Annotated in this window: 27 protein-coding genes; 14 read left to right on the top strand and 13 right to left on the bottom strand. The window is 68.3% G+C overall.

From position 1 onward, the window contains the following. Positions 1-206: 206 nt before the first annotated feature. Genes ACT6SE_RS19090 through ACT6SE_RS19065 form a run of 6 tightly spaced genes read left to right on the top strand, consistent with a single transcriptional unit; the run spans position 207 to position 6,007 of the window. Positions 207-824, top strand: coding sequence for a CDP-alcohol phosphatidyltransferase family protein (locus ACT6SE_RS19090; RefSeq protein WP_049420825.1), 618 nt, complete (start codon positions 207-209; stop codon positions 822-824). A 34-nt stretch (positions 825-858) separates the two neighbouring features. Continuing rightward, positions 859-2,610 (top strand): bifunctional alpha/beta hydrolase/class I SAM-dependent methyltransferase, encoded by a 1,752-nt coding sequence (locus ACT6SE_RS19085; protein WP_046429855.1) that lies wholly within the window; start codon positions 859-861, stop codon positions 2,608-2,610. A 23-nt stretch (positions 2,611-2,633) separates the two neighbouring features. Next, positions 2,634-3,938, top strand: a complete 1,305-nt coding sequence (locus tag ACT6SE_RS19080) for a phosphatase PAP2/dual specificity phosphatase family protein (RefSeq protein ID WP_172412192.1) — start codon at positions 2,634-2,636, stop codon at positions 3,936-3,938. Then, positions 3,935-4,372: a hypothetical protein gene (locus ACT6SE_RS19075; RefSeq protein WP_014648620.1), complete on the top strand. Its 438-nt coding sequence runs from the start codon at positions 3,935-3,937 to the stop codon at positions 4,370-4,372. The genes ACT6SE_RS19080 and ACT6SE_RS19075 overlap by 4 nt, the downstream gene beginning before the upstream one ends. A gap of 13 nt (positions 4,373-4,385) precedes the next feature. Further along, a complete protein-coding gene (locus ACT6SE_RS19070; protein WP_014648619.1) occupies positions 4,386-5,015 on the top strand; it encodes a lysophospholipid acyltransferase family protein in 630 nt (209 codons plus the stop codon). Further along, complete coding sequence (locus ACT6SE_RS19065; protein WP_014648618.1) at positions 5,012-6,007, top strand: phosphatidate cytidylyltransferase; 996 nt, start codon at positions 5,012-5,014, stop codon at positions 6,005-6,007. Before ACT6SE_RS19070 ends, ACT6SE_RS19065 begins: the two co-directional genes overlap by 4 nt. A 126-nt stretch (positions 6,008-6,133) precedes the next feature. Here the strand turns inward: ACT6SE_RS19065 and fis are convergent, their stop codons facing one another. The 3 genes from fis to prmA all read right to left on the bottom strand — a co-directional run bounded on the left by fis (position 6,134) and on the right by prmA (position 8,255). After that, the gene (gene fis / locus ACT6SE_RS19060) at positions 6,134-6,409 is read right to left on the bottom strand and encodes a DNA-binding transcriptional regulator Fis (protein ID WP_005419706.1); all 276 of its coding nucleotides are present in this window, start codon (positions 6,407-6,409) and stop codon (positions 6,134-6,136) included. Between the two features lie 115 nt (positions 6,410-6,524). Then, positions 6,525-7,292: a DUF3426 domain-containing protein gene (locus ACT6SE_RS19055; RefSeq protein WP_032959075.1), complete on the bottom strand. Its 768-nt coding sequence runs from the start codon at positions 7,290-7,292 to the stop codon at positions 6,525-6,527. A gap of 42 nt (positions 7,293-7,334) precedes the next feature. Then, positions 7,335-8,255, bottom strand: coding sequence for a 50S ribosomal protein L11 methyltransferase (gene prmA, locus ACT6SE_RS19050; protein ID WP_014648616.1), 921 nt, complete (start codon positions 8,253-8,255; stop codon positions 7,335-7,337). Between the two features lie 164 nt (positions 8,256-8,419). Here prmA and ACT6SE_RS19045 point away from each other — a divergent pair, with 164 nt between their 5' ends. Both ACT6SE_RS19045 and ACT6SE_RS19040 read left to right on the top strand, forming a co-directional pair. Further along, the gene (locus tag ACT6SE_RS19045) at positions 8,420-9,391 is read left to right on the top strand and encodes a hypothetical protein (RefSeq protein WP_049420826.1); all 972 of its coding nucleotides are present in this window, start codon (positions 8,420-8,422) and stop codon (positions 9,389-9,391) included. Then, the gene (locus tag ACT6SE_RS19040) at positions 9,388-9,762 is read left to right on the top strand and encodes a hypothetical protein (protein WP_032959077.1); all 375 of its coding nucleotides are present in this window, start codon (positions 9,388-9,390) and stop codon (positions 9,760-9,762) included. The genes ACT6SE_RS19045 and ACT6SE_RS19040 overlap by 4 nt, the downstream gene beginning before the upstream one ends. A gap of 129 nt (positions 9,763-9,891) precedes the next feature. Here the strand turns inward: ACT6SE_RS19040 and accC are convergent, their stop codons facing one another. The 5 genes from accC to ACT6SE_RS19015 form a co-directional block, all read right to left on the bottom strand. Beyond that, positions 9,892-11,259, bottom strand: a complete 1,368-nt coding sequence (accC, locus tag ACT6SE_RS19035; protein ID WP_014648613.1) for an acetyl-CoA carboxylase biotin carboxylase subunit — start codon at positions 11,257-11,259, stop codon at positions 9,892-9,894. A gap of 10 nt (positions 11,260-11,269) precedes the next feature. After that, positions 11,270-11,749, bottom strand: a complete 480-nt coding sequence (gene accB / locus ACT6SE_RS19030) for an acetyl-CoA carboxylase biotin carboxyl carrier protein (protein ID WP_005419696.1) — start codon at positions 11,747-11,749, stop codon at positions 11,270-11,272. 54 nt (positions 11,750-11,803) lie between these two features. Then, the gene (locus ACT6SE_RS19025) at positions 11,804-12,229 is read right to left on the bottom strand and encodes a lysozyme inhibitor LprI family protein (RefSeq protein WP_032959079.1); all 426 of its coding nucleotides are present in this window, start codon (positions 12,227-12,229) and stop codon (positions 11,804-11,806) included. Further along, a complete protein-coding gene (gene aroQ, locus ACT6SE_RS19020) occupies positions 12,226-12,675 on the bottom strand; it encodes a type II 3-dehydroquinate dehydratase (protein WP_032959080.1) in 450 nt (149 codons plus the stop codon). Before aroQ ends, ACT6SE_RS19025 begins: the two co-directional genes overlap by 4 nt. Before the next feature lie 274 nt (positions 12,676-12,949). After that, entirely contained in the window at positions 12,950-13,678 is a 729-nt protein-coding gene (locus ACT6SE_RS19015; RefSeq protein ID WP_046432799.1) for a DOPA 4,5-dioxygenase family protein, read from the bottom strand. A gap of 164 nt (positions 13,679-13,842) precedes the next feature. Between ACT6SE_RS19015 and ACT6SE_RS19010 the strand changes: the two genes are divergently transcribed. Beyond that, positions 13,843-14,670, top strand: coding sequence for an isocitrate lyase/PEP mutase family protein (locus ACT6SE_RS19010; RefSeq protein WP_046432796.1), 828 nt, complete (start codon positions 13,843-13,845; stop codon positions 14,668-14,670). A gap of 57 nt (positions 14,671-14,727) precedes the next feature. Here ACT6SE_RS19010 and ACT6SE_RS19005 read toward each other — a convergent pair whose 3' ends face one another. Further along, positions 14,728-15,261 carry a hypothetical protein gene (locus ACT6SE_RS19005; RefSeq protein ID WP_046432795.1) on the bottom strand — a complete coding sequence of 178 codons (534 nt, stop codon included), beginning with the start codon at positions 15,259-15,261 and terminating at the stop codon, positions 14,728-14,730. A gap of 126 nt (positions 15,262-15,387) precedes the next feature. On the opposite strand from ACT6SE_RS19005, the gene ACT6SE_RS19000 reads away from it, so the two are divergent. Together ACT6SE_RS19000 and ACT6SE_RS18995 are read left to right on the top strand one after the other, a co-directional pair. Continuing rightward, positions 15,388-15,984: an NAD(P)H-dependent oxidoreductase gene (locus tag ACT6SE_RS19000; protein ID WP_444811038.1), complete on the top strand. Its 597-nt coding sequence runs from the start codon at positions 15,388-15,390 to the stop codon at positions 15,982-15,984. A 16-nt stretch (positions 15,985-16,000) separates the two neighbouring features. Next, positions 16,001-16,594, top strand: a complete 594-nt coding sequence (locus ACT6SE_RS18995) for a TetR/AcrR family transcriptional regulator (protein ID WP_041863907.1) — start codon at positions 16,001-16,003, stop codon at positions 16,592-16,594. Between the two features lie 5 nt (positions 16,595-16,599). Here the strand turns inward: ACT6SE_RS18995 and ACT6SE_RS18990 are convergent, their stop codons facing one another. Then, positions 16,600-17,394, bottom strand: coding sequence for a D-alanyl-D-alanine carboxypeptidase family protein (locus tag ACT6SE_RS18990; RefSeq protein WP_046432803.1), 795 nt, complete (start codon positions 17,392-17,394; stop codon positions 16,600-16,602). Between the two features lie 132 nt (positions 17,395-17,526). Between ACT6SE_RS18990 and ACT6SE_RS18985 the strand changes: the two genes are divergently transcribed. Continuing rightward, complete coding sequence (locus ACT6SE_RS18985; RefSeq protein ID WP_032959085.1) at positions 17,527-18,093, top strand: GIY-YIG nuclease family protein; 567 nt, start codon at positions 17,527-17,529, stop codon at positions 18,091-18,093. Between the two features lie 7 nt (positions 18,094-18,100). On the opposite strand, the gene ACT6SE_RS18980 is transcribed toward ACT6SE_RS18985, so the two are convergent. Beyond that, positions 18,101-18,244, bottom strand: coding sequence for a hypothetical protein (locus tag ACT6SE_RS18980; RefSeq protein ID WP_169411611.1), 144 nt, complete (start codon positions 18,242-18,244; stop codon positions 18,101-18,103). 98 nt (positions 18,245-18,342) lie between these two features. Between ACT6SE_RS18980 and ACT6SE_RS18975 the strand changes: the two genes are divergently transcribed. Continuing rightward, complete coding sequence (locus ACT6SE_RS18975) at positions 18,343-19,242, top strand: LysR substrate-binding domain-containing protein (protein ID WP_032959086.1); 900 nt, start codon at positions 18,343-18,345, stop codon at positions 19,240-19,242. A gap of 34 nt (positions 19,243-19,276) precedes the next feature. Here the strand turns inward: ACT6SE_RS18975 and ACT6SE_RS18970 are convergent, their stop codons facing one another. Continuing rightward, positions 19,277-19,993 carry a transporter substrate-binding domain-containing protein gene (locus tag ACT6SE_RS18970; protein WP_014648602.1) on the bottom strand — a complete coding sequence of 239 codons (717 nt, stop codon included), beginning with the start codon at positions 19,991-19,993 and terminating at the stop codon, positions 19,277-19,279. Between the two features lie 82 nt (positions 19,994-20,075). On the opposite strand from ACT6SE_RS18970, the gene ACT6SE_RS18965 reads away from it, so the two are divergent. After that, positions 20,076-20,447, top strand: a complete 372-nt coding sequence (locus tag ACT6SE_RS18965; protein WP_046432790.1) for a VOC family protein — start codon at positions 20,076-20,078, stop codon at positions 20,445-20,447. Between the two features lie 65 nt (positions 20,448-20,512). On the opposite strand, the gene ACT6SE_RS18960 is transcribed toward ACT6SE_RS18965, so the two are convergent. Beyond that, positions 20,513-21,352, bottom strand: coding sequence for an arylamine N-acetyltransferase family protein (locus ACT6SE_RS18960; RefSeq protein ID WP_032959088.1), 840 nt, complete (start codon positions 21,350-21,352; stop codon positions 20,513-20,515). Positions 21,353-21,376: the final 24 nt, after the last annotated feature.

The following is a 21,376-nucleotide window of genomic DNA, read 5'->3' as shown; positions in this document are numbered from 1 at the left end:
GACAGAATCGGCAGCGGAGCGGGGCCGATATTGTAGGCGGTGGGGGCCGGTGGCGGGCGCCGGCGGGGAAAATCGACCCGCACCCACGGCCTGTGGCCGCCTTCAGCACAGCCTGGCCGGGGGCGGTCCGCAAGCAATTCGATGGGGCGCGCTGCTCCAATCGGGTAGGCTGTGCCGGAACTGCCAAGGATCAGCGGGTTCGGATCGTGTCGATCTATGCATTGAAAGGACGTTTTCAGGACCTGTTGCGTCCGGCCGTACGCGGTCTGTACCGCATGGGGATCACCGCCAATGCGGTGACCGTGACCGCGGCCGTGGTCTCGCTGCTGGTCGCTGCCGCCGTCTGGTGCTGCGCGCCGGCCCAGCCCCTGCTGTACCTGCTGCTGCCGCTGTGGATGCTGCTGCGCATGGCGCTCAACGCCGTGGACGGCATGTTGGCCCGCGAGTTCGGCCAGCAGTCGCGGCTGGGCGCCTATCTGAACGAGCTGTGCGATGTGATCGCCGACGCGGCGCTGTACCTGAGCCTGCTCAGCGTGCCGGGCGTGCGCCCGGAAGTGCTGTGGCTGGTGGCCTGGACGGCGTCGCTGAGCGAGTACGCCGGGGTGCTGGGGCTGATGGTCGGTGCCAGCCGCCGCTATGACGGCCCGATGGGCAAGAGTGACCGCGCCTTCGTCGTCGGCGTGCTGGGTCTGCTGCTGGCGTTTGAGTGGGTTGGCGCGATGACGGTCACTGGCGTGGCTGCGGCCATGGCGGTGCTGTGCATGCTGACCATGATCAACCGCGTCCGTCGCGGACTGCGGGAAACGGCGGTTTCGTCGAATTAATCAAGCAGATACAAAAAGACAATCAGGAGATTGCATGCGTCAGGCGCAGGAACGGGAATTCCACAGCTTCGACCAGGTACCGCTGTTCTACCGGTACTGGGCGGGCACCACCGCAACCCCGGCCACCCAGGCCATCGTGCTGCTGCACCGCGGCCACGAGCACTCCGGGCGCGTCACCCACCTGGTCGATGAGCTGGACCTGCCCGACACCGCCTTCTTCGCCTGGGATGCGCGCGGCAATGGCCGTTCGCCGGGTGCGCGTGGCGATGCACCGGGCTTCCCGGCGCTGGTGCGCGACCTGGACAGCTTCATCGCCCACATCGGCGCCGAGCACGGCATTGCGGTGGAAGACATCGTGGTGATCGCGCAGAGCGTAGGGGCGGTGGTCGCCGCGACCTGGGTGCACGATTACGCGCCACGCCTGCGTGCGCTGGTGATGGCTTCACCGGCGTTCAAGGTGAAGCTGTACGTGCCGTTCGCGCGGCCGGGCCTGGCCTTGATGCAGAAGCTGCGCGGCAACTTCTTCGTCAACAGCTACGTCAAGCCGCAGTGGCTGACCCATGACCCGGCGCGGGTGGAAAGCTACCGTACCGATCCGCTGATCACCCGGCCGATCTCGGTGCGCGTGCTGCTGGGCCTGTACGAAGCGGCCGACCGCATCGTGGCCGATGCGCAGGCGATCAGCGTGCCGGTGCAGCTGCTGGTGTCCGGCTCGGATTTCGTGGTGCACCGTGGCCCGCAGGATCGCTTCTATGAGCGCCTGTCCAGCCCGATCAAGGAGCGGGTGCACCTGCCGGGCTTCTTCCACGACACGCTGGGCGAGCGCGATCGGGCACCGGCACTGGCGCGCATCCGCAGCTTCATCCAGGCGCGTTTCGCCGAACCGTTGCGCGAGCTGTCACGGCGCGACGCGCACCGCCATGGGCCGACCTTCGAAGAGTCGGAGATCCTGGCCTGGCCACCGGAACGCAACAGCCTGGCCGACCTGCGCTGGCGCGTGGTACGTGGCGGCCTGCGCTTCGGCGGCACGCTGTCCGAAGGCATCGCGCTGGGCCTGCAGACCGGTTTCGATTCCGGTAGCACGCTGGACTACATCTACCGGAATGAGGCGCGCGGCAAGGGCCCATTGGGGCGGATGGTCGACCGCAACTACCTGGATGCGATCGGCTGGCGTGGCATCCGCGTGCGTGGCCAGCACCTGCAGGAACTGCTGCGCGACGCCGCACAGCGCCTGCGCGGGCAGGGCACGCCGGTGCGGGTGCTGGACGTGGCCGCCGGCCATGGCCGCTATGTGCTGGAAGCACTGGGCCAGGGCGAGCAGCGCGCCGACCGCATCGTGCTGCGCGACTTCAGCGATCTGAACGTGACCCAGGGCCAGGCGTTGATCCAGCGCCTGGGCGCGGCCGACATCGCGCGCTTCGAGCAGGGTGATGCGTTCGACCCGGCACAGCTGGCCAAGGTCGATCCAGCGCCGACGCTGGCGGTAGTCTCGGGCCTGTACGAACTGTTCCCCGACAACGACGCCGTGCTGCGCTCGCTGCAGGGCATTGCCGCAGCGGTGCCGGTGGGTGGCTACCTGGCCTATACCGGCCAGCCCTGGCACCCGCAGCTGGAATTCATTGCCCGTGCCTTGACCAGCCACCGCGGTGGCGCGGCGTGGGTGATGCGCCGCCGTACCCAGCAGGAGATGGACGAACTGGTGCGCCTGGCCGGGTTCGAGAAGGTGGCGCAGCGTATCGACGACTTCGGCATCTTCACCGTATCGCTGGCGCGCCGGACCGCGTGATGGCGACGCTCGCCGCATCCCCACTGGCCGCAGAGGGGCGCCCCTGGCGGCGCGCCCTGTTGTGGCTGGCCCTGCTGGGTCCGTTCTTCTTCGCCAGTTATGGCTTCGCCAACTGGATGGCCGGCCGCCACGCTACCCTGCCGGTGATGGCGTTCGGCTGGGAGACCCGCATCCCGTTCGTGCCATGGACCATCGTGCCGTACTGGTCGATCGACCTGTTCTACGCGGTCTCGTTCTTCCTGTGCCGGCAACGGCTGGAGCTGGACCGGCACGCATTGCGGCTGTTGAGCGCACAGCTGATCGCCGTGAGCTGCTTCCTGCTGTGGCCGCTGCGCTTCAGCTTCGAGCGTCCGCAGATCGGCGGTGTGTTCGGCTGGCTGTTCGATGTGCTGCTGGGCTTCGACAAGCCGTTCAACCAGGCACCGTCGCTGCACATCGTGTTGCTGATCGTGCTGTGGGTGAAGTTCGCACAGTACCTGCACGGCGTGTGGCGCTGGGTGCTGCATGTGTGGGCGCTGCTGATCGGCGTATCGGTGCTGACCACGTTCCAGCATCATTTCATCGATATCCCGACCGGCCTGCTGGCCGGCTGGTTGTGCGTCTGGCTGTGGCCGGAGCAGGGCACGCCCCCGCTGCGTGCATGGCGCACGGCACGTGATGCCAAGCGCTGGCGCCTGGCGGGGGTGTACCTGCTGGGGGCCGCTGTGCTGCTGGTGCCGGTGGTGCTTCTGCGTGGCGCCGCGTTGTGGCTGCTGTGGCCGGTGGTGTCGCTGCTGCTGGTGGCGCTGGCCTATGCCGGGCTGGGTACCGCGGTGTTCCAGAAGCGCGCCGATGGTCGCCTGACCATGGCGGCACGCTGGCTGCTGGCGCCGTACCTGGGCGCAGCCTGGGTCAATTCGCGGCTGTGGACGCGGCGTGCGCCGCATCCGGTGCCGGTGATGGATGACGTGTGGCTGGGACGCATTCCCTGTGCTGCGTTGCCAACACCGCTGGTCGGCGTGGTCGATACCTGTGCTGAACTGTCCTGCCGCGCGCCGGGCGCGGCGTATGCCAGCGTGCCGATGCTGGACCTGGTGGTGCCCACGCCGGAACAGCTGCGCGAGGCGGCCGATGCCATCGAGCGTCTGCGCGTGCAGGGGCCGCTGCTGGCGTGCTGCGCGCTGGGCTATTCGCGTAGTGCCGCCAGCGTCGCCACCTGGCTGCTGCGCAGTGGTCGTGCCGTCGATGCGAACGCGGCAGTGGCGATCGTGCGGGCTGCACGCCCCGGCATCGTGCTGCACGCGGCGCATCTGCATGCCATCATTGCTGCGGCAGGAGCGCGCGCATGAGCACGGTTCCCGATCTGGTGACCATGCACCTGCTGCTGCGCCAGGGGCGTTGGCCGGCGCTGCTGTCGCTGGGGATGTTGCTGGTGGCACTGCTGCTGCTCGGCACCGAGCCGGGGCTGGCGATGATCGCTGCCGGCCTGTTGCTGCTCAGTGTTGCCGCGGGCATCGCACAGGCCTACCACGCGTGGCGGGTGGGGCTGGATGCCAGCCTGCTGCAGCTGCTGCGCGATGAAGGACTGGAGGGCGAAGCCGCCGCACGCCGCATCGATCAGCTGCTGCACGACAGTGGCCTGCGCCGCGCGTCGCCCGATGCGCCACTGCGTGGCTGGGATGCGCGCTGGTCCGGCATGCGCCGCCTGCTGCTGCGCCAGTACCTGCTGACCGCAGTGCAGTTCGCACTGCTGGTGCTGGCCGTGGTGTGGCCGCAGACGTGAATGGGAGTGACCGATGTTTGCCGAACTGATTGCCCGCGCCTGCAGTGGCGCGATCCATGTGGTGACCGGCGCACGCGCGCTGTGGATCGGTTGCGCGCCGTCCAGCGAGCGCCGCGTGTACTACGGCAACCACGCCAGCCATGGTGACTTCGTGCTGATCTGGTCATCGATGCCACCGGCACTGCGGCGCCAGGTGCGCCCGGTGGCCGCGGCCGAGTACTGGCAGCGTGATGGCCTGCGTCGCTACCTGATCGATGCGGTGTTCAACGGTGTTCTGGTCGAGCGCGAGGCCGGCCATCGCCAGCAGGACCCGTTGCAGGTACTGCGCGATGCGGTGGACGAAGACTGCTCGCTGATCCTGTTCCCGGAAGGCACGCGCAATATCGGCGATGAACCGCTGTTGCCGTTCAAGAGCGGCATCTACCACCTGGCGCGGCAACGGCCGGAGCTGGAGTTCGTGCCGGTATGGATCGACAACCTGAAGCGGGTGATGCCGAAGGGGCGGTTCCTGCCGTTGCCGCTGCTGTGCACGGCCACCTTCGGCACGCCGCTGCGGCTGCAGGCCGACGAGGACAAGGCCGCATTCCTGGCCCGCAGCCGGCAGGCGCTGCTGGACCTGGCGCCGAATGGAGGTCGTGCATGAGTTTCGTGCTGGATGTATCTGGCGATCTGGCAACGCAGAGTGTCGGCCAGCAGACCGGCCTGCTGTTTGCCGGCGTCGGCGCGGTGCTGGTGCTGGCCACGCTGGTGGCCGAGACCCTGCGCTGGCGCCAGCGCGGTCAGCCCAGCGCGGTGATCGCCAACCTGGTGTCGCGTATCCGTGCATGGTGGGTGATGGCGATCGTGGTCGGGCTGGCGCTGTTCTTCGGCCGCGCCGGGGTGATCGTGCTGTTCGCGATCATTTCGTTGTTCGCGCTGCGCGAGTTCATCACCCTGGCGCCGACCCGTTCAGGCGACTACTACGCGCTGCTGGCTGCGTTCTACATCGTGCTGCCGTGGCAGTACTACCTGGTGTGGATCGACTGGTACGGCATGTACACGCTGCTGATCCCGGTCTATGCGTTCCTGTTCCTGCCGATCCTGTCGACCATCGGTGGCGATACCACGCACTACCTGGAGCGCACCGCGAAGGTGCAGTGGGGGTTGATGATCTGCGTGTTCTGCATCTCGCACGTGCCGCTGCTGCTGAACCTGCACGTGCCCGGTCACGACCCCTCGCGCAACGTGCTGCTGTTCGCCTTCCTGGTGATCGTGGTGCAGTCCTCGGACGTGTTGCAGTACATCTGGGGCAAGCTGCTGGGCCGGCACCTGATCGCGCCGAAGCTGTCGCCGTCGAAGACGGTGGAGGGCTTCGTGGGTGGCGTGCTGAGCGCCAGCGCGCTTGGGGCGGCGCTGTGGTGGATCACCCCGTTCACGCCGCTGCAGGCGTTCGGCCTGTCGCTGCTGATCAACCTGATGGGATTCTGGGGCGGCCTGGTGATGTCGGCGATCAAGCGCGACCGTGGGATCAAGGACTGGGGCCACATGATCGAGGGCCATGGCGGCATGCTCGACCGGCTAGATTCGGTGTGCTTCGCCGCGCCGGTGTTCTTCCATGTGGTGCGGTACTACTGGAAGGCGGGCGGCGGCGGGTGATCCCGCCGGGGCTGCATCCACGCATGGCGTGGATCTACCGGTAGTGCCGGCCGCTGGCCGGCAACTGCGACATCCTGCCATCGTTCATGGGGTTGCCGGCGAGCGGCCGGCACTACCCGCGCGCGCTCAGGCGCTGATGCCGTATTCCTTCAGTTTCTTGCGCAGGGTGGCGCGGTGGATGCCCAGCATCGCGGCGGCGCGGCTCTGGTTGCCTTCGCAGTGGTTGAGCACTTCCACGAACAGCGGGATTTCCATCTCGCGCAGCACGATCTCGTAGACATCGTCCGCGTCGCAGCCATCAAGATCACGCAGGTAGCGGCGCACGGACTGGGCGACGTGTTCACGCAGCGGTGGCCGGGGAGCGCCACGACTGTTGTCAGGACGAGAGAGGACAGCGTTCAAGGGGGTTCCCGATTCGGTTGGCCCGTGCGCGCGGAGCGCGCGGCCGGACGAGGTGGTGGCGGCCAGTCTAGCGCGAGCGTGCCCGACCTGCCACGGCGGGTCGCCTCTACCCTGGTCAGAGGAAGTCGAAGGTGAATGCGACGGTGGACGCGGCGGGTTCCTGCACGCGGAACGCGATGCGCGCACTCTGGCCCGGTTCCAGCACGGTCGTGGCCGGGCTTTCGCCAAGGTATTGCGCGGGCGTGAACACGCCGCTGCCGATCACCCGGCCATCGGCATCGGACAGTGACAGGCGCAGGTCCGGCCAGGCCTGTGCCCAGCGCGCATCGTTGCGGATGCTGGCCTGCACCTGCAGCACACCGGCCTGGCCGGGCAGGGGGCGGATCTCGCGGCTGGTCATGGTGAACGCGGTCGGCTCGTGCCAGGCCGGCAGGCTGCAGCGCAGCACGCCGCACAGTGCGCCCAGCCAGGTGCGGTTGCCGGCGTCGGCGGCCAGGCGCGCACGATCGGCCAGCACGCTCTGCAGTACCAGCAGCAGTGCCAGCCCGGCGACCAGCACCCAGTGCCAGCGCGGCGTCGGCAGCGCGCGCGGCCGCGAAGTGCCCAGGAAGCTCGGCGCATCGCCGGCCACCGCCTGCGCGGCCGGGCCGGCAAGGACGGGTTCGATCACGGTCGCTTCGTCGAGGATGACGGTGTCATCGAGCTGTCGCGTCTCCGCCATCGGCGGCAGCGCCGCGTCGACCGGGTCCCCGGACTTCGCGGCAGGGATGTCATGCGCCGACGGGTCGGGCGTGCGCGCGTCGGTCGCAGGTGCGGCCTCGCCTTCCGACGCGGGGCGCAGGAAGGTGGCCAAAGGGCGGCGCGGCGGGTTCGGCTCGGACATGCTCAGGGCGCGGGCTCGGATCCAGCGGTCATTCAATCACGATCAGGCGCGGCGCGTGCCGGTGATGCGCATCCAGTCGCCATCCTGGGTGGCCTGCAGATCGTCGAACCACGCGGCATAACGCTGCAGCAGTTCGCCTTCCTGGCCCTGCAGGATGCCCGACAGGGCGATGCGACCGCCGGCGGCGACGCGTGCGGCCAGCAGCTCGGCCAGCGCATCCAGCGCCGAGGCAAGGATGTTGGCGACCACGATCGGGTAGGTGGCGACCGGTTCGTCCTGCGGCAGGTACACCTGCATGCGGGCCTGCTCGCCATTGCGCTCGGCATTGTCGGCGGTGGCGACCAGCGCCTGCGGGTCGTTGTCCACGCCGATCGCTTCGGCGGCGCCCAGCTTCAGCGCGGCGAGCGCGAGGATGCCCGAGCCGCAGCCGAAGTCGAGCACGCGCTGGCCCTGCAGCTGGCCGTCCACGGCCAGCTGGTCCAGCCAGCGCAGGCACAGGGCGGTGGTCGGGTGGGTGCCCGAGCCGAAGGCCAGGCCCGGGTCCAGCCGCACCACGGCGGCATCGGCGGCCTGTGCAGCGTCCGGCAGTTCATGGTTCCACGGCACGATCCAGGTGCGGCTGCCGAAATCCATCGGCTGGAACTGGTCCAGCCATGCGCGCTCCCAGTCTTCGTCTTCGACCGCGCGGAAGCTGCCATTGCTCCAGTCCAGTTCCGGGTCGAAGGATTCCAGGGCGGCCAGCAGCAGCAGCGCATTGCTGTCGGCGGGGAACAGCGCGCTCAGCACCAGGGTGTCCCATAGCGGCGTTTCACCCACGCCGGGTTCGAGGATGGCCTGTTCGTTGCTGGTGTCGGCTTCGGCATCAAGCAGGGTCACGGCCAGTGCGCCGACGTCCTCCAGCGCATTTTCATAGCGGGGCTGGGTGGCTTCGGTGCAGCGCAGGGTCAGTTCCAGGAACGGCATGGCGGTGGGGACAGTCGCGGGAAAGGGGGCAATGCTAGACCATCGGGGCGTCTCCGTATTGCCTGAGATGCCGCTTTGAGATGAATGGGGGCAGTTCAGACAGGCCTGCCGGGCCTTGCTAAACTCGGCGCTTTCCTGCGTGCCGTGAACGCTCACCACCGCCGATGGCCTTCGCTCCGACCCTGAAAACCTGGTTGCTCGTGCTGCCGGCGGTGGCCGTGCTGGGCGTGGCCGGGTATCGGGCCAGCGGCCATGCTGCTGGCGTGGCGTCGACGTCGACGCCGCCGGACCTGCCGCTGGCCATGGCCAGCCGTGACGGCGGAGCGCCGCTGCCGGTGGTGCCGGAAGCCCTGGCGCGGCGGCTGGCGGCTTTCGAGCGCGGCAACACGCTGCCGTCGGGCCTGCCGCTGGACCTGCGCGCCGACATCGAAGACGCCAGCGACCTGTATGCCTACGCCCAGCGCCTGCGCGCACAGGCCGACAACGGCAATCACGAGGCGCGCTGGATGCTCAGCCGCGTCTATGACTATTGCGCGCAGTACGCACTCGATCCGGGTGGCTACCGCCTGGACAACAACGTACTGAGCGGGTTGGGCCTGACTGCGGCGCCGGCGATGATCGAGGCACGCGAGCGCGTGGCACAGCGGTGTGGCGGTTTCGTGCCGGGCGACAAGCTGGGCGCGGCGCTGGTGCTGGCCGAACGCCGCAAGGCGGCCGCGCAGGGCAACCTGGCCGCGGAAGCGTCGCTGTTCGCCGAGGGCGAGCCCTTGCATGACAGTGCCGAGTACCGCCGCGACCTGGTCGAGCGCGTGCGCACCTCGCGCGACCCCGAGGCCTACATGGCCATCGCGCCAGGCATGGGCGTGCGTGCGGCCGGTGACCGCGCGCTTGACGGGCTGGTGGCGGGCGAGCAGCTCAGTGAACTTGCATGGCGGCTTGCGGCCTGTGAACTCGGCCTGGCCTGTGGAGCGGACAGCGTGCTGGTCAACAATTTTTGTGCGAACGGAGGGATCTGTTCGCAGGATGGAGCGCAGGATTTCCGGGATTTCGTGTATGACGCTGCGGTATCGCGGCAAGGTGCTGGGAAAATGAAGGAATGGATCAAGCGATTGGTTGGAAAGAGGGACGGCCGATGAATTACCGTCGATTCCTGCATGGGGCCAAGTTCTGGTTCTGGGTGGCGCTGTTCGTGGCCTACTCGGCTGGGGCGGTTGGCCTGCTGATGATCGATACCTACGAGGACCGCTACCGGCATCTGTCGAAGGTGGAGCTGACCACGGTGAAGGCGCAGGAAGACGTGCGCCGCGCCGGTGCCAGCCAGGTCGCTGCGGTCTACCGCGCGCAGAGTGGCATGCCATTCGCTTCACTGCCGGCCGGCAGCACCTTCCAGGTGGTGTGGCCCGATGGTTCCACCGAAACCATGGTGATCGTCGATCCGACCTCGCCCAATGGCGTGCGGCCGCTGGCCCATTCGCAGATTCCGGCCGACGTGGCCGACAAGCGCTGACGTGCTCGCTGAGGAGCCGAGCCCATGCTCGGCTGTGCTTGGCGGCAAGCCGAGCATGGGCCCGGCTCTACAGGAACAGAAAAGGGCGGGGAGATCCCCGCCCTTTTCATGTCCAGCACCTGGCGCCGATCAGGTCAATGCGATCGGCTTGTTCTTGCGCTCGGCCAGGCGCTTTTCCAGGTAGTGGATGTTCTGGCCACCGGCCTGGAAGCCCTTGTCACGCATGATCCGCTGCTGCAGGGCGATGTTGGTCTTGATGCCATCGACCACCATTTCGCTCAGTGCCACCCGCATGCGGGCGATGGCGGTTTCGCGGTCCGGGCCGTGCACGATCAGCTTGCCGATCATCGAGTCGTAGTTCGACGGCACGCGGTAGCCACTGTAGATGTGGGTGTCCACGCGCACGCCGGGGCCACCCGGCGGATGGAAGCCGGTGATGGTGCCCGGGCTCGGCACGAAGGTTTCGGCGTCTTCGGCGTTGATGCGGCACTCGATGGCATGGCCGGTCAGCACCACGTCGCTCTGCTTGATCGACAGCTTCTGGCCGGCGGCGATCTTCAGCTGCTCGGCCACCAGGTCGATGCCGGTGACCATTTCGGTGACCGGATGCTCCACCTGGATGCGGGTGTTCATCTCGATGAAGTAGAAGCGGCCGTCCTCGTACAGGAACTCGAACGTGCCCGCGCCGCGGTAGCCGATGCGGATGCAGGCTTCCACGCAGACCTTGCCGATCTGCTCGCGCTGCTCGGCGGTGATGCCCGGCGCCGGTGCCTCTTCCACCACCTTCTGGTGGCGGCGCTGCATCGAGCAGTCGCGCTCACCGAGGTGGATGGCATTGCCCTGTCCATCGGCCAGCACCTGGATTTCCACGTGGCGCGGATTCTCCAGGAACTTCTCCATGTAGACCTCGCCATTGCCGAACGCGGCCTTGGCCTCGCTCTTGGTGGTTTCGATCGAGGTCTTCAGCGACGCTTCGGCGTGCACCACGCGCATGCCGCGACCACCGCCACCGCCGGCCGCCTTGATGATGACCGGGTAACCGATCTCGCGGGCGATCTTGGTGTTGGCGACGATGTCCTCGCCGAGCGGGCCGCCCGAGCCGGGCACGCACGGTACGCCCGCGGCCTTCATCGCGCGGATGGCTTCGACCTTGTCACCCATCATGCGGATGGTGTCGGCCTTGGGGCCGATGAAGATGAAGCCGGATTCTTCCACGCGTTCGGCGAAGTCGGCGTTCTCCGACAGGAAGCCGTAGCCCGGGTGGATGGCCTGGGCATCGGTGACTTCCGCCGCCGCGATCAGGGCCGGGATGTTGAGGTAGCTCTGCGGCGACGGCGCCGGACCGATGCAGACCGACTCGTCGGCCATGGCCACGTGCTTGAGGTTGCGGTCGACCGTGGAGTGCACGGCCACCGTGCGGATGCCGAGGGTATGGCACGCGCGCAGGATGCGCAGCGCGATCTCCCCTCGGTTGGCGATGACGACTTTGTCGAGCATGGCGCGCCCCTCAGCCGATCACGAACAGCGGCTGGTCGAATTCCACCGGCTGGCCGTTCTCGCCGAGGATGGCAACGATGGTGCCGGAGGTGTCGGCTTCGATCGGGTTGAACATCTTCATCGCTTCGATGATGGCCAGGGTTTCGCCTTCCTTGACCTGCTGGCCCACGGTGACGAAGGCCGGCTTGTCCGGGGCGGACGAGGCGTAGAAGGTGCCGACCATCGGCGAGCGCAGCACGTGGCCTTCCGGCAGTGCCGGGCCCGGCTTGGCGCTGCCGCCGGTGGAGGCTTCGGTCGGCGACTGCATCGGCATCGCCTGCGGCGCCGGGGCGGCCGGAGCGGCATACACCGGCGCGGCGACCGGGGCGGCATAGCCGGCTACCGGGGCGCGCGACAGGCGCACCGACTCTTCGCCTTCCTTGATTTCGATTTCAGCCAGGTTCGACTCTTCCAGCAGGTCGATCAGCTTCTTGATTTTGCGGAGATCCATGGTGGCCTCTTTGCTCGTGATGTCAGTGTGGTGGAGAGTGCGGTTGCACTCGGTTCAAAGCAGTTCGTAGAACTCGCGCAGCTGCCGCGTACGGTCGCGCGTCTGGGTGATCAGGCATTGCATCTTCGCGGGGTTGCGCGAGGTGCCGTCTGCATTGAAGGCATACACCGCCTCGCAATCTGCATCGCGCAAGGTGATCCAGATGCGCTGGGCCTTCACCAGCTGCTGTTCGGCCGCCGCGCAGCGGCTGCAGCTGCCATCGGTTGCCTGCGCCTTCAGTTCGCCACGCGCCTGCGCGTAGACGGCGTTCAATGCGCTGTCGGCATCATCCAGGCGATCGGAATCGCACATGTCGCGCTCGTAGCCGCCGCTTGCCTGTGCGCAGTCGATGCCCGCGGCCGCGCGCTCGGCAGCGACACTGGCGCCGCACAGACCGGCCCACAGCAGGATGCCGGCAAGCACACGCGGCGGCATCTTCACGCGCTGGCCGCCTGCACGCGCAGCAGCGCCGCGTCCATCGCGTAGCGGTAGCTGTCGGCACCGAAACCGCATACCACGCCCACTGCCTTGTCACTGAAGTAGCTGTGCTGGCGGAACGGCTCACGGGTATGCGGGTTGGACAGGTGGATCTCGATGAACGGCACCGCCACCGCCGCCAGCGCATCGCGCAGGGCGACCGAGGTGTGGGTGAAGGCGGCGGGGTTGATCAGGATGAAAGCGGTTCCGTCGCTGCGCGCAGCCTGCACGCGGTCCACCAGCACATGCTCGGCGTTGGACTGCAGGCGTTCCACGGTGTGTCCGGCGGCCGATGCCTGGGCAGCCAGGGCCTGGTCGATGTCGGCCAGCGTGGTGTGGCCGTAGACCTCCGGCTCGCGGGTGCCGAGCAGGTTGAGGTTGGGGCCGTGCAGGACCAGCAGCTTCGCCATGGGATCCGGAAGACGGGAAAGGGCGGCAGTCTGGCGGAACCGGCGGATGCTGTCCAGTTCGGCGAAGTTTGCAGCGTTTCAATCGTATGTTTGAAATCTCCCGTAGCGCTTGCGGCCGTATGGCGGGCGCTGGATCAAGGCGCGCTGAACGTGGTGCTGGACGGGGATGCATGCACGTAGGCCGACGATGCCGGCATCCACGCCATGCGGGGAGGACGGGGTTCGGTGGGCAGCACACTGCGCCCCAACATGGAGCTCTCCGGCACCCGGCCGCTCAGATCTCCAGCGGCACCGTCGGCACCACGTTCGGGAACACCTCTTCCAGCGGTTCCGGCTGCCCGGGCTTCGGCGCCGGCCAGTTGTAGGCATTGACCGGCTGCGCGCGGTTCACCCACAACGCGTAATGCAGATGGTCGGCGCGGCCATCGCCGGTATTGGGGTGGATCAGGATGGTCAGGCCCAGGCTGTTGAGCTGCAGCCAGGGCACCAGCACCGGCAGCAGGTCGTTGGTGAAGCCGAAATAGAACGACGGGGTGACGTGCGGCCCGCGTGGCTCAAGGTTCCAGTTGCCCAGCTCCACAGGGAAGCGCTCGGCGGCCCAGCGCCGCAGCAGCGCGGCCTTCTCGAAGCTGTCCTCGTCGAAGTAGATGTGGGCGTGGTAGCTCTTGATGGCGGTGTAGGCACGTGGCCGGGTGGGCAGCGTGGCCTCGCCGGGGCGCACGCTGGCCGGCCGCGGGGTAGGCTCGCTGGCCGTGGCCTGGCCCCATGGGCTGCGGCCCTCGGACGCCGGCGGAACGATGGCGCGGAAGCCGGGTCGCCCGGGTTCGGTGGTGTTCACGGCGTTGTCGCTGCGCGCGGCTGCGGTGGCAGCCGACGCGCTGGCCAGGCCGCCAGCGGCCAGCCCGGCCGACGCGATCAGGCGACGGCGCGCGGGTGAAAGCAGGTCGGCCCAATGGGCGTCATCGTCGCCGGCGTCGATCAGGGTCTGCGGGTCCGGGTGCATCTGGGGCTCCGTGGGGCACTGTGTGGCAGGCAAGCACGCTCGGGCAGCGTGCACGGTGGTGTCCAATAAGCAGCCGGCATCACCTCATGCACGCTGGCCCACGCCGTGATTGAGTGCCGCCGCAGCGTGGGCTAGGGTGCAGGTCCGCCGCCCGGGAACCCGCCATGACCCCGCTTGATGCCGACACCCCGCGCAAGCGCGCGCGTTTCCGCCAGCTGCATGCGCGAGGTTGTTTCGTGCTGCCCAATCCGTGGGACGTGGGCAGCGCCCGCTACCTGCAGCGGCAGGGCTTCCAGGCACTGGCCACGACCAGTGCCGGCTGCGCCTGGAGTGAAGGGCGGCCGGATGGGGCGGTTTCGCTGCAGGCCACACTGGAACATCTGCGGCTGATGGCGGCCGCGACACCGCTGCCGTTGAACGCCGATTTCGGTGATGGCTTCGGCGCCACGCCACAGGCAGTGGGCGAGGCGGTGGCGGCGGCCATCGACACCGGTATCGCGGCGCTGTCGATCGAGGACGCCAGCGGCGTGGTCGATGCGCCGCTGCGGCCGATCGGGCAGGCGGTCGAGCGACTGTGTGCGGCACGTGCGGCCATCGACCGCGCGGGGGGCGATGTGCTGCTGGTCGCGCGGGCCGAGAATTTCTTCGTTGGCGTGCCGGATCTGCAGGACACCCTGCAGCGCCTGCGCGCCTATGCCGAGGCCGGCGCCGATGTGCTGTATGCACCGGGCATCAGCACGCCCGAACAGATCAGCGCGGTGGTTGCCGCTGCAGGGGCGAAGCCGGTGAACCTGCTGGTGGGTGGACCGACACCGCTGAGCCTGCAGGACATCGCCGCACTCGGCGTGCGACGGGTCAGCCTGGGCGGTGCGCTGGCGCGAGCTGCGTGGGGTGGGCTGATGCAGGCCATCGAGCCGATCTTGCAGGACGGCCGCTTCGATGGCCTGCAGCAGGCGGCTTCGGGCGCGGCGTTGAACGCGCTGTTCCGCTGACACACGCCCAGGCCTGCAATGGATCCAGCCCGGGCGTGGATGGACGCGCACCTGCGACTACAGCGCTTCCATTCCACCCCTGGGCAGCGTCACGCCCGGCTCCAGCGCCGGCAGCAGTTGCTGCAGCAGTGCCGGGTTGTCCAGCATCGCCGCGCCGTCCAGATAGCGCCATTGCGTTGTACCGACGCGTCGCACAGCAACCATGAATGACGTGCTGCGCATCGGCGCTTCGCGCACGCGCAGCAGTGACTGGCGCGGTACGAAGCAGACTTCCTCGTCACCGGCCGCATAGGTGCGGCCCGGCACGCCTGCCTCGTCGCTGATGATGCTGACGCCGGCCTTGCGCAGCGCCTTCACGGTGTCGCGGGTCGCCCGCGCATAGGCCTCGTCGCCACCGGCCAGCTGCTTCAGGCTGGGATGGGTACGCGCGATGATCAGCTCGGTATCGCCACGGGCGAAGGCGCCCATCATCGCCTGCACCTCATTGCGCAATGCGGCCGAGTCTTCCGGACTGAGTTCACCGGCCAGCGCGGGCGTAACGTCCATTGCCATCGGCAGGGCCAGCAGAAGGGCAAGCAGATACCGGTGCATCGTCGGGCAGCTCAGTGGGAACCGCCGCACTATACGGTGGATGCGGAAACAGCGTCCCACGCATGGCGCTGGTATCCCGGGCGACACTACTTACTATTGGTAGTTAGTGAACTCCGGACATGCCCCATGCACACCCTCATCGTTACCGCCCACCCTGAACCCGGCGCGTTGACCCATGCCATCGCCAGGCGCATCGGCGAAGCCATCACCGCGTCGGATGCCGCCAACAGCGTGACCCACGCCGATCTGATGGCTGAAGGCTTCGATCCGCGCTTCAACATGCAGGACCAGGCGCTGTTCCGTGGCACCGGCGCAACTCCGGCTGACGTCGCCGCCGAGCAGGCGCGGCTGCAGGCTGCCGACACGCTGGTACTGGTCTATCCCCTGTACTGGTGGTCCTTCCCCGCGCTGCTGAAGGGCTGGATCGATCGTGTGTTCACCCAGGGCTGGGCCTACCAGGACGGCGCCGATGGCAAGGTGCAGAAAAAGCTGCAGCGGTTGGGCGTGCATCTGGTCGGCATCGGCGGGGCTGGCGCGGACATGATCGAACGGCGCGGCTACGGTGCGGCGATGAAGACCCAGATCGACATGGGCATCTTCGACTACTGCGGCGCGCGCGCGCTGTCGTCCGACCTGCTGCTGGACGCCGATGCCGGTGCAGCCGAAGCGCATCTGCAGACCGCGCTGGCGATCGGCCGTAAAATCGGTGCTCCGATGCGCTGACCGCCGTGCTCCACCGATGCCTGCCAACGCCGCTCCCACGCGCCGCCGATTGACCCGCGAGCAACGCGCCCGCCAGTTGCTGGACGTGGCCTGGGCGCTGATCGGTGAAGAAGGCACCGACGCATTGACGCTGGGGCGGCTGGCCGAGGCGGCCGGTGTGACCAAACCGGTGGCCTATGATCACTTCGTGACCCGCAACGGACTGCTGGCCGCGCTCTACGATGACTATGACGGGCGGCAGACGGTGGTCTTCCACGAGCGTATCGGCCGTGCCAGGGCGCAGCTGGCCGATCGTGCGGCGGCCATCGCCTCCGGCTACATCGACTGCGTCCTCAGCCAGGGCAGTGAAGTGCAGGGCATCCTCGCTGCGCTGGTGGGCGCGCCGGAACTCCATGAAGTGCGTCGGCGCTACCAGCAGGACTTCATCGACAACTGCGACACCTGGCTGGGCCCGTTTGCGGCCGATGGCACGGTCCCCCTGGCCGGACGCTGGGCGATTCTCGGTGCGGCCGAAGCCCTGTCCGAAGCCGTGGCGGCAGGCGCGCTGGACAAGGTCGGCGCCGAGGCCGAGCTGCAGCGCTTGATCGTGGCGACGGTCAAGCGACGCTGATCCGCTCAGGCGTCGGCGGTGGTGTCGGCCAGCGCCGCAAACCCGGCGGCCAGCCTCTCGCGCACAAGGGCATCGCGTGCGTCGCGGCTTTCAGCGCCCAGCACCACGGTGATCAGGCGTACCGGCAGGTTCCGCCCGGGCACAGCCCGGCAGGCAGTGGCGGCCAGGCAGAAGCCTGCGGCCTGGGTGTAACCGGTCTTCAATCCGTCCACGCCGTCTTCGCCAAGCAGTGCGTTCTGGTTGCTGCGGCTGAAGCGGCCATGCGCGAACGTGCGCTGCGCGGTGATTGCCAGGATCTGCGGATGGTCATTCAGCAGGCAGGCGGCGAGTACCGCCATGTCGCGCGCGCTGGAGGCATGGTGCGGGGTGGTGATGCCGGACACGCTGGCGAACCGCGTGCTGCGCAGGCCAAGCTGGCGCGCGTGCCAGTTCATGCGGCCCAGGAACGCAGGCTGTGATCCGTCCAGATGGCGTGCGATGGCCAGCGCCGCATCATTGCCGGAGACGATCATCAACCCTTCCAGCAGGCGCGCCAGCGTGACCGTTTCGCCGGGCACCAGGCCCATGCGTGTTTCATCATCGGCTACGGCATGCACATCCTCGGCGGCGATGGTGACCGCCTGGTCCCACGTGCCACCGTTCTCTTCGACGCATCCGTAAGCGGCGTAGGCGGTCATCAGCTTGGTCAGCGAGGCCGGTTGCCGCGCGATGTCCGCGTTGTGCTGGTGGACCACCGCGAAGGTTGCCGCTTCCAGGGTGATGGACGAAACCGGCAGGTGGGCAGGCGCAGGAGCAGGCATGGTGGCGGTGATGACAGCGACAGCCAGCAAGGATAGTCCGCAGCGGCTGCATGAAGCCGTACTGCCAAAGCCCTGCGGCGCCCACGGCAACGCCCGGTTGCGCCCGGGCTGCAGTGGAGGCAGCCTGCGCACATGCAGCCGCATATCCGCATCGACGGTCGTGTCTTCGCCTACGTCTTCCCCTGTGCGTGGGAGGACTACGCGAAGATCGGCTTCTCACGCGATCCGCTCGGGCGCATCAGCGCATTGCACCGGCGCTGGTTCGAGTTCTTCGACCTTGATGCCGGTACGCTGGTGGAAGCGGAGAGCGAGCGCGATGCGCGTGATCTGGAGCTGCAGCTGCGTTCGCCGTTCAAGGCGCACCGCGCGCCGGCGCCGATGACGGTCCAGGACAAGGCCGGAGGTCGCACCGAATGGGTGCGTGGTGCCAACCAGGCGTTGTCGCTCGCGGTTGATGCGTTGGGCGCACAGGGCTATCGCTGTTTCCAGCTCAAGGCTTGGCTGCAGGCCGCCCAGCGCCTGCGCATGGACCGGCTGCACGACTGGGCGGCGGTGCAGCTTCCGGAAGAGGATGGCCTGCGCATGCCCGGTGGCCCCGGCGAGCGCGTGCTGCGTGACACCCTCGACGGTTGCCGGGCGCTGGATATCGACCCAATGCCATGGCTGCCTGAACACGTCCAGCGTTGGTATGCAGGTTGAGCCGTGTTCAACGGCCACGCGGTTGCTGAACCGGCGCGGCCGGTTGCGGCGCACCCGTGGGGGAGCCGGTGGACGGGCAGGCCAGCTGCCGGGCCAGTTCGGCGTTGGCCACGTGGCCCTGCAGGAACAACAGGCTGCCGTAGATGTTCATGAGCGTCCCTCCACTTGAGTGGATTGCACGATACGGGCAGCATGGACGCGGAAAAAGCGACATTTCCGCAAGCATGCCTTGAGAGGAATTCAAGCCTGATGTCCCGTCCGCCCCTTCACGCCCTGCAGGGCTTCGTGGCCGCCGCGCGGCTGGGCAACCTGTCACGCGCAGCGGCGTCGATGAGCCTGACCGTCAGTGCGCTCAGCCATCAGATGCGCCAGCTGGAAGAGCGGCTGGGGCAGCCACTGCTGGTCCGCCAGCCACGCGGCGTCACCCTCACCCTGGAAGGGCAGCGCCTGCTCGACCAGGTCGGCCCGCATCTGGATGCGATCAACGAGGCCTTCCAGCCCTATGCCGCACGCGCCGAGCACGTGCTGACGATCAGCGCGGTACCGTCGATGGCGTCGGCGTGGCTGGTGCCGCGCTTGGGGCACTTCGTTGCCGAGCATCCACAGATCGAGATCAACCTGCAGTCGAGTGAACGCCTGATTGACTTCGAGCGACAGCGCCAGTTCGACGCCGCGCTGCGGCTGGGCAGCGGGCAGTGGCCGGGCCTGGTGGTGGAGCCGCTGTTCGACGAGTGGCTGCTGCCGATGGCCAGCCCGGCGCTGATCGAACGCATGGGAGGGATCGACCGCGTGCCGCTGAACCAGTGGCCGCTGCTGGGGGATCCCGATGGCGCGTGGGGCGCCTGGTTCGCGCTGAGTGGGCAGAACCCGCCGCCGCGCTTCGTGGCGGTGCTGGATGATTCGGAGGCGCATCACCGTGCGGCGCTGGACGGGGTGGGCGTAGCGCTGGGACGGGTGACGCGGGCGCGCCTGCTGCTGGATTCGGGCCAACTGGTGGCGCTGTCCAGCCTGCGACTGAAAACCGCCTGGCCGCATTGGCTGGTCTACCCGCAGCGCTCGGCCCGCCATCGCGGCTTCCTGGCCTTCCGCGACTGGCTGCACGCTCAGGCGGCCGAGCACGTCCGGCACATGGCAGACGCGCATTTATAGCGTCGAGCCATGCTCGACTGCGTGTGTCCCGCGGTCACCGTACCAACGTAACCGCCTGCCCGGCACGGGCGAAGGCTTCGCCCAGCAACGAGCCTGCCTTGATCGCCTCCACTTCCTCGAACAGCGCCTGCAATGCATCGGCCGGGCGCGAGGCCGGCGCCGCGACCGCCTGCTGGATCACGGTGAAACGGTCGGCCAGCACGCGGTGGCCGGGATGCGCCTGCGCCCAGGCGGCCAGCGGCTGGCGCACGCCGGCGGCGGCATCCAGGCGCTGCAGATCGAACAGGGTGATGGCAGCGGCCGACGTCTCGGCCCGCTCGATCATGGCGTGGCGCAGTTCGCGGCTGAGGAACAGGTCGTAGGCGGCGCCACGACCGACCGCGATGCGCAGGCCATCGCGGTCCAGGTCGGCCACCTGCTGCGCAGGGCTGTCCTCGCGCACCAGGTAGGTGCCTTCGATCTCCACATAGGGGGCGCTGAAGGCGATGCGGTCGGCGCGCGCCGGATCGATGGCCAGGAAGGCCAGGTCCCAGGCATCCTTGCTGGCTGCAGCGACCACCGCGGCCGCGGCGTCGTGGCAGGTGAAGCGTGCCTGCACGCCCATGCGCTGCGCCAATGCCGTGGCCAGTTCCAGTGACGGCCCGCGCGGTGAGCGCGCGTCCCCCTGCGCCAGTACTGGATTGCCCAGGTTGATGGCCACGCGCAGGAAGCCCAGCGGTGCCAGCGCACCACGATGATCGGCCAGGGACATGCAGGACTCCGCGAGGAAAGGGCGGTCCAGCATGCCAGTACGGACCTGCAAGGCAGTGTCAGCATCCGGTTATCCTGCGGACATGAACCCCATCCTGCACGTCGAGATACCGGTCACTGACCTGGGCCGGGCCATCACCTTCTACCAGCACTGGCTGCAGGTGGCGGTGGACGAACCGATCCTGCTGCACGACTGCAGGATGGCCTACCTGCCGTTTGCCGATGAGGCCACCGGTGCCAGCACGGCGCTGGTGCGGGGGGCCGACTATCTGCCCTCCGTCCACGGTGCGCGCATCTACATCGGGGTTGATGACCTGGATGCCAGCCTCGAGCGTGCGCTGCAGGCCGGGGCCGAGCTGCGCTTCGGCCCGGCCGATGCCGGTGACTGGCGCGTGGCCGAGATCGCCGACAGCGAAGGCAATCGCATTGCGCTGCAGGCGCGCGTGATTCTGTAGGGCCGAGCCCATGCTCGGCTGAGCTGGAGCGGCTGGGCCAACAGCAGCCGAGCATGGGCTCGGCTCTACAAGGGCGCGGCGCGCGAGCGCTGCAGCCAGTCGTTGATCGCCGGGTCCAGCCGTGGGTCGTCCGGCAGCTGCATGCCGAAGCGCTGCTGCAACACCTCGCGCACGTCGCCCACATCGCGCAGCGGACGCTTGTCCGGTGCCTGGCCGGGACGGTACTCGGTGTAGTTGCCACTGCCGATGGTGCGTCGCCAGTCCGGCCCGGTCAGGGATGCGCGCAGCTGGCCGGGGAAACTGGAATCGGGATGGGTGCACACGTACCAGTTGCCCACGACGTTGTCGATCGGTGCCGGCGCGTGCAGGTCGAAGCGATACATCGCCCGCCAGCCATCGCCGGACTCGGCGGACAGCACGAAATCCCCCTCGCCGGGCAGGCGCTGCAGCAGGAAGCGCTCGTGGGGCGTGGCCTGCGGCTGCGGATCATGCAGCCGCAGCGGCACGGTCGGGGTCAGGCTGCCGAAACCGGCATCCACCAGCCAGTCATCGCCGTCCACCTGCACGCGCAGCAGCAGGTGGGTGCGTGCGGTCAGTTCGCCGTCCTGGGCGGCCAGCAGCACGCGCGCGCTCAACGGCTGTGCATCGAAGCCCAGCGCCTGCAGCAGTGCCAGCAGGCCGCCATTGAGTTCGAAGCAGTAGCCGCCACGACGGTCGTCGAGCAGCTTGCGCTGCACGCTGTCCAGGTCGATCGGTACTGCATCGCGCAGCAGGCAGCTGAGGGTTTCGAACGGAAGCAGTGCGTTGTGGCGCTGCTGCAGCAGGGTCAGGCCCGCCAGCGTCAGCGGTGGCGGTGCATCCAGCTTCAGGCGTTGCAGGTAGCGGGGGACATCGAGCGTCGTCATGCGCGCGCCGGGCGGGGGAGGGAG

Origin of the sequence: Stenotrophomonas sp. LC732, assembly GCF_052446685.1 — a bacterium.
Classification (GTDB): domain Bacteria; phylum Pseudomonadota; class Gammaproteobacteria; order Xanthomonadales; family Xanthomonadaceae; genus Stenotrophomonas; species Stenotrophomonas muris.
This window is presented reverse-complemented; position numbering and strand designations above follow the sequence as displayed.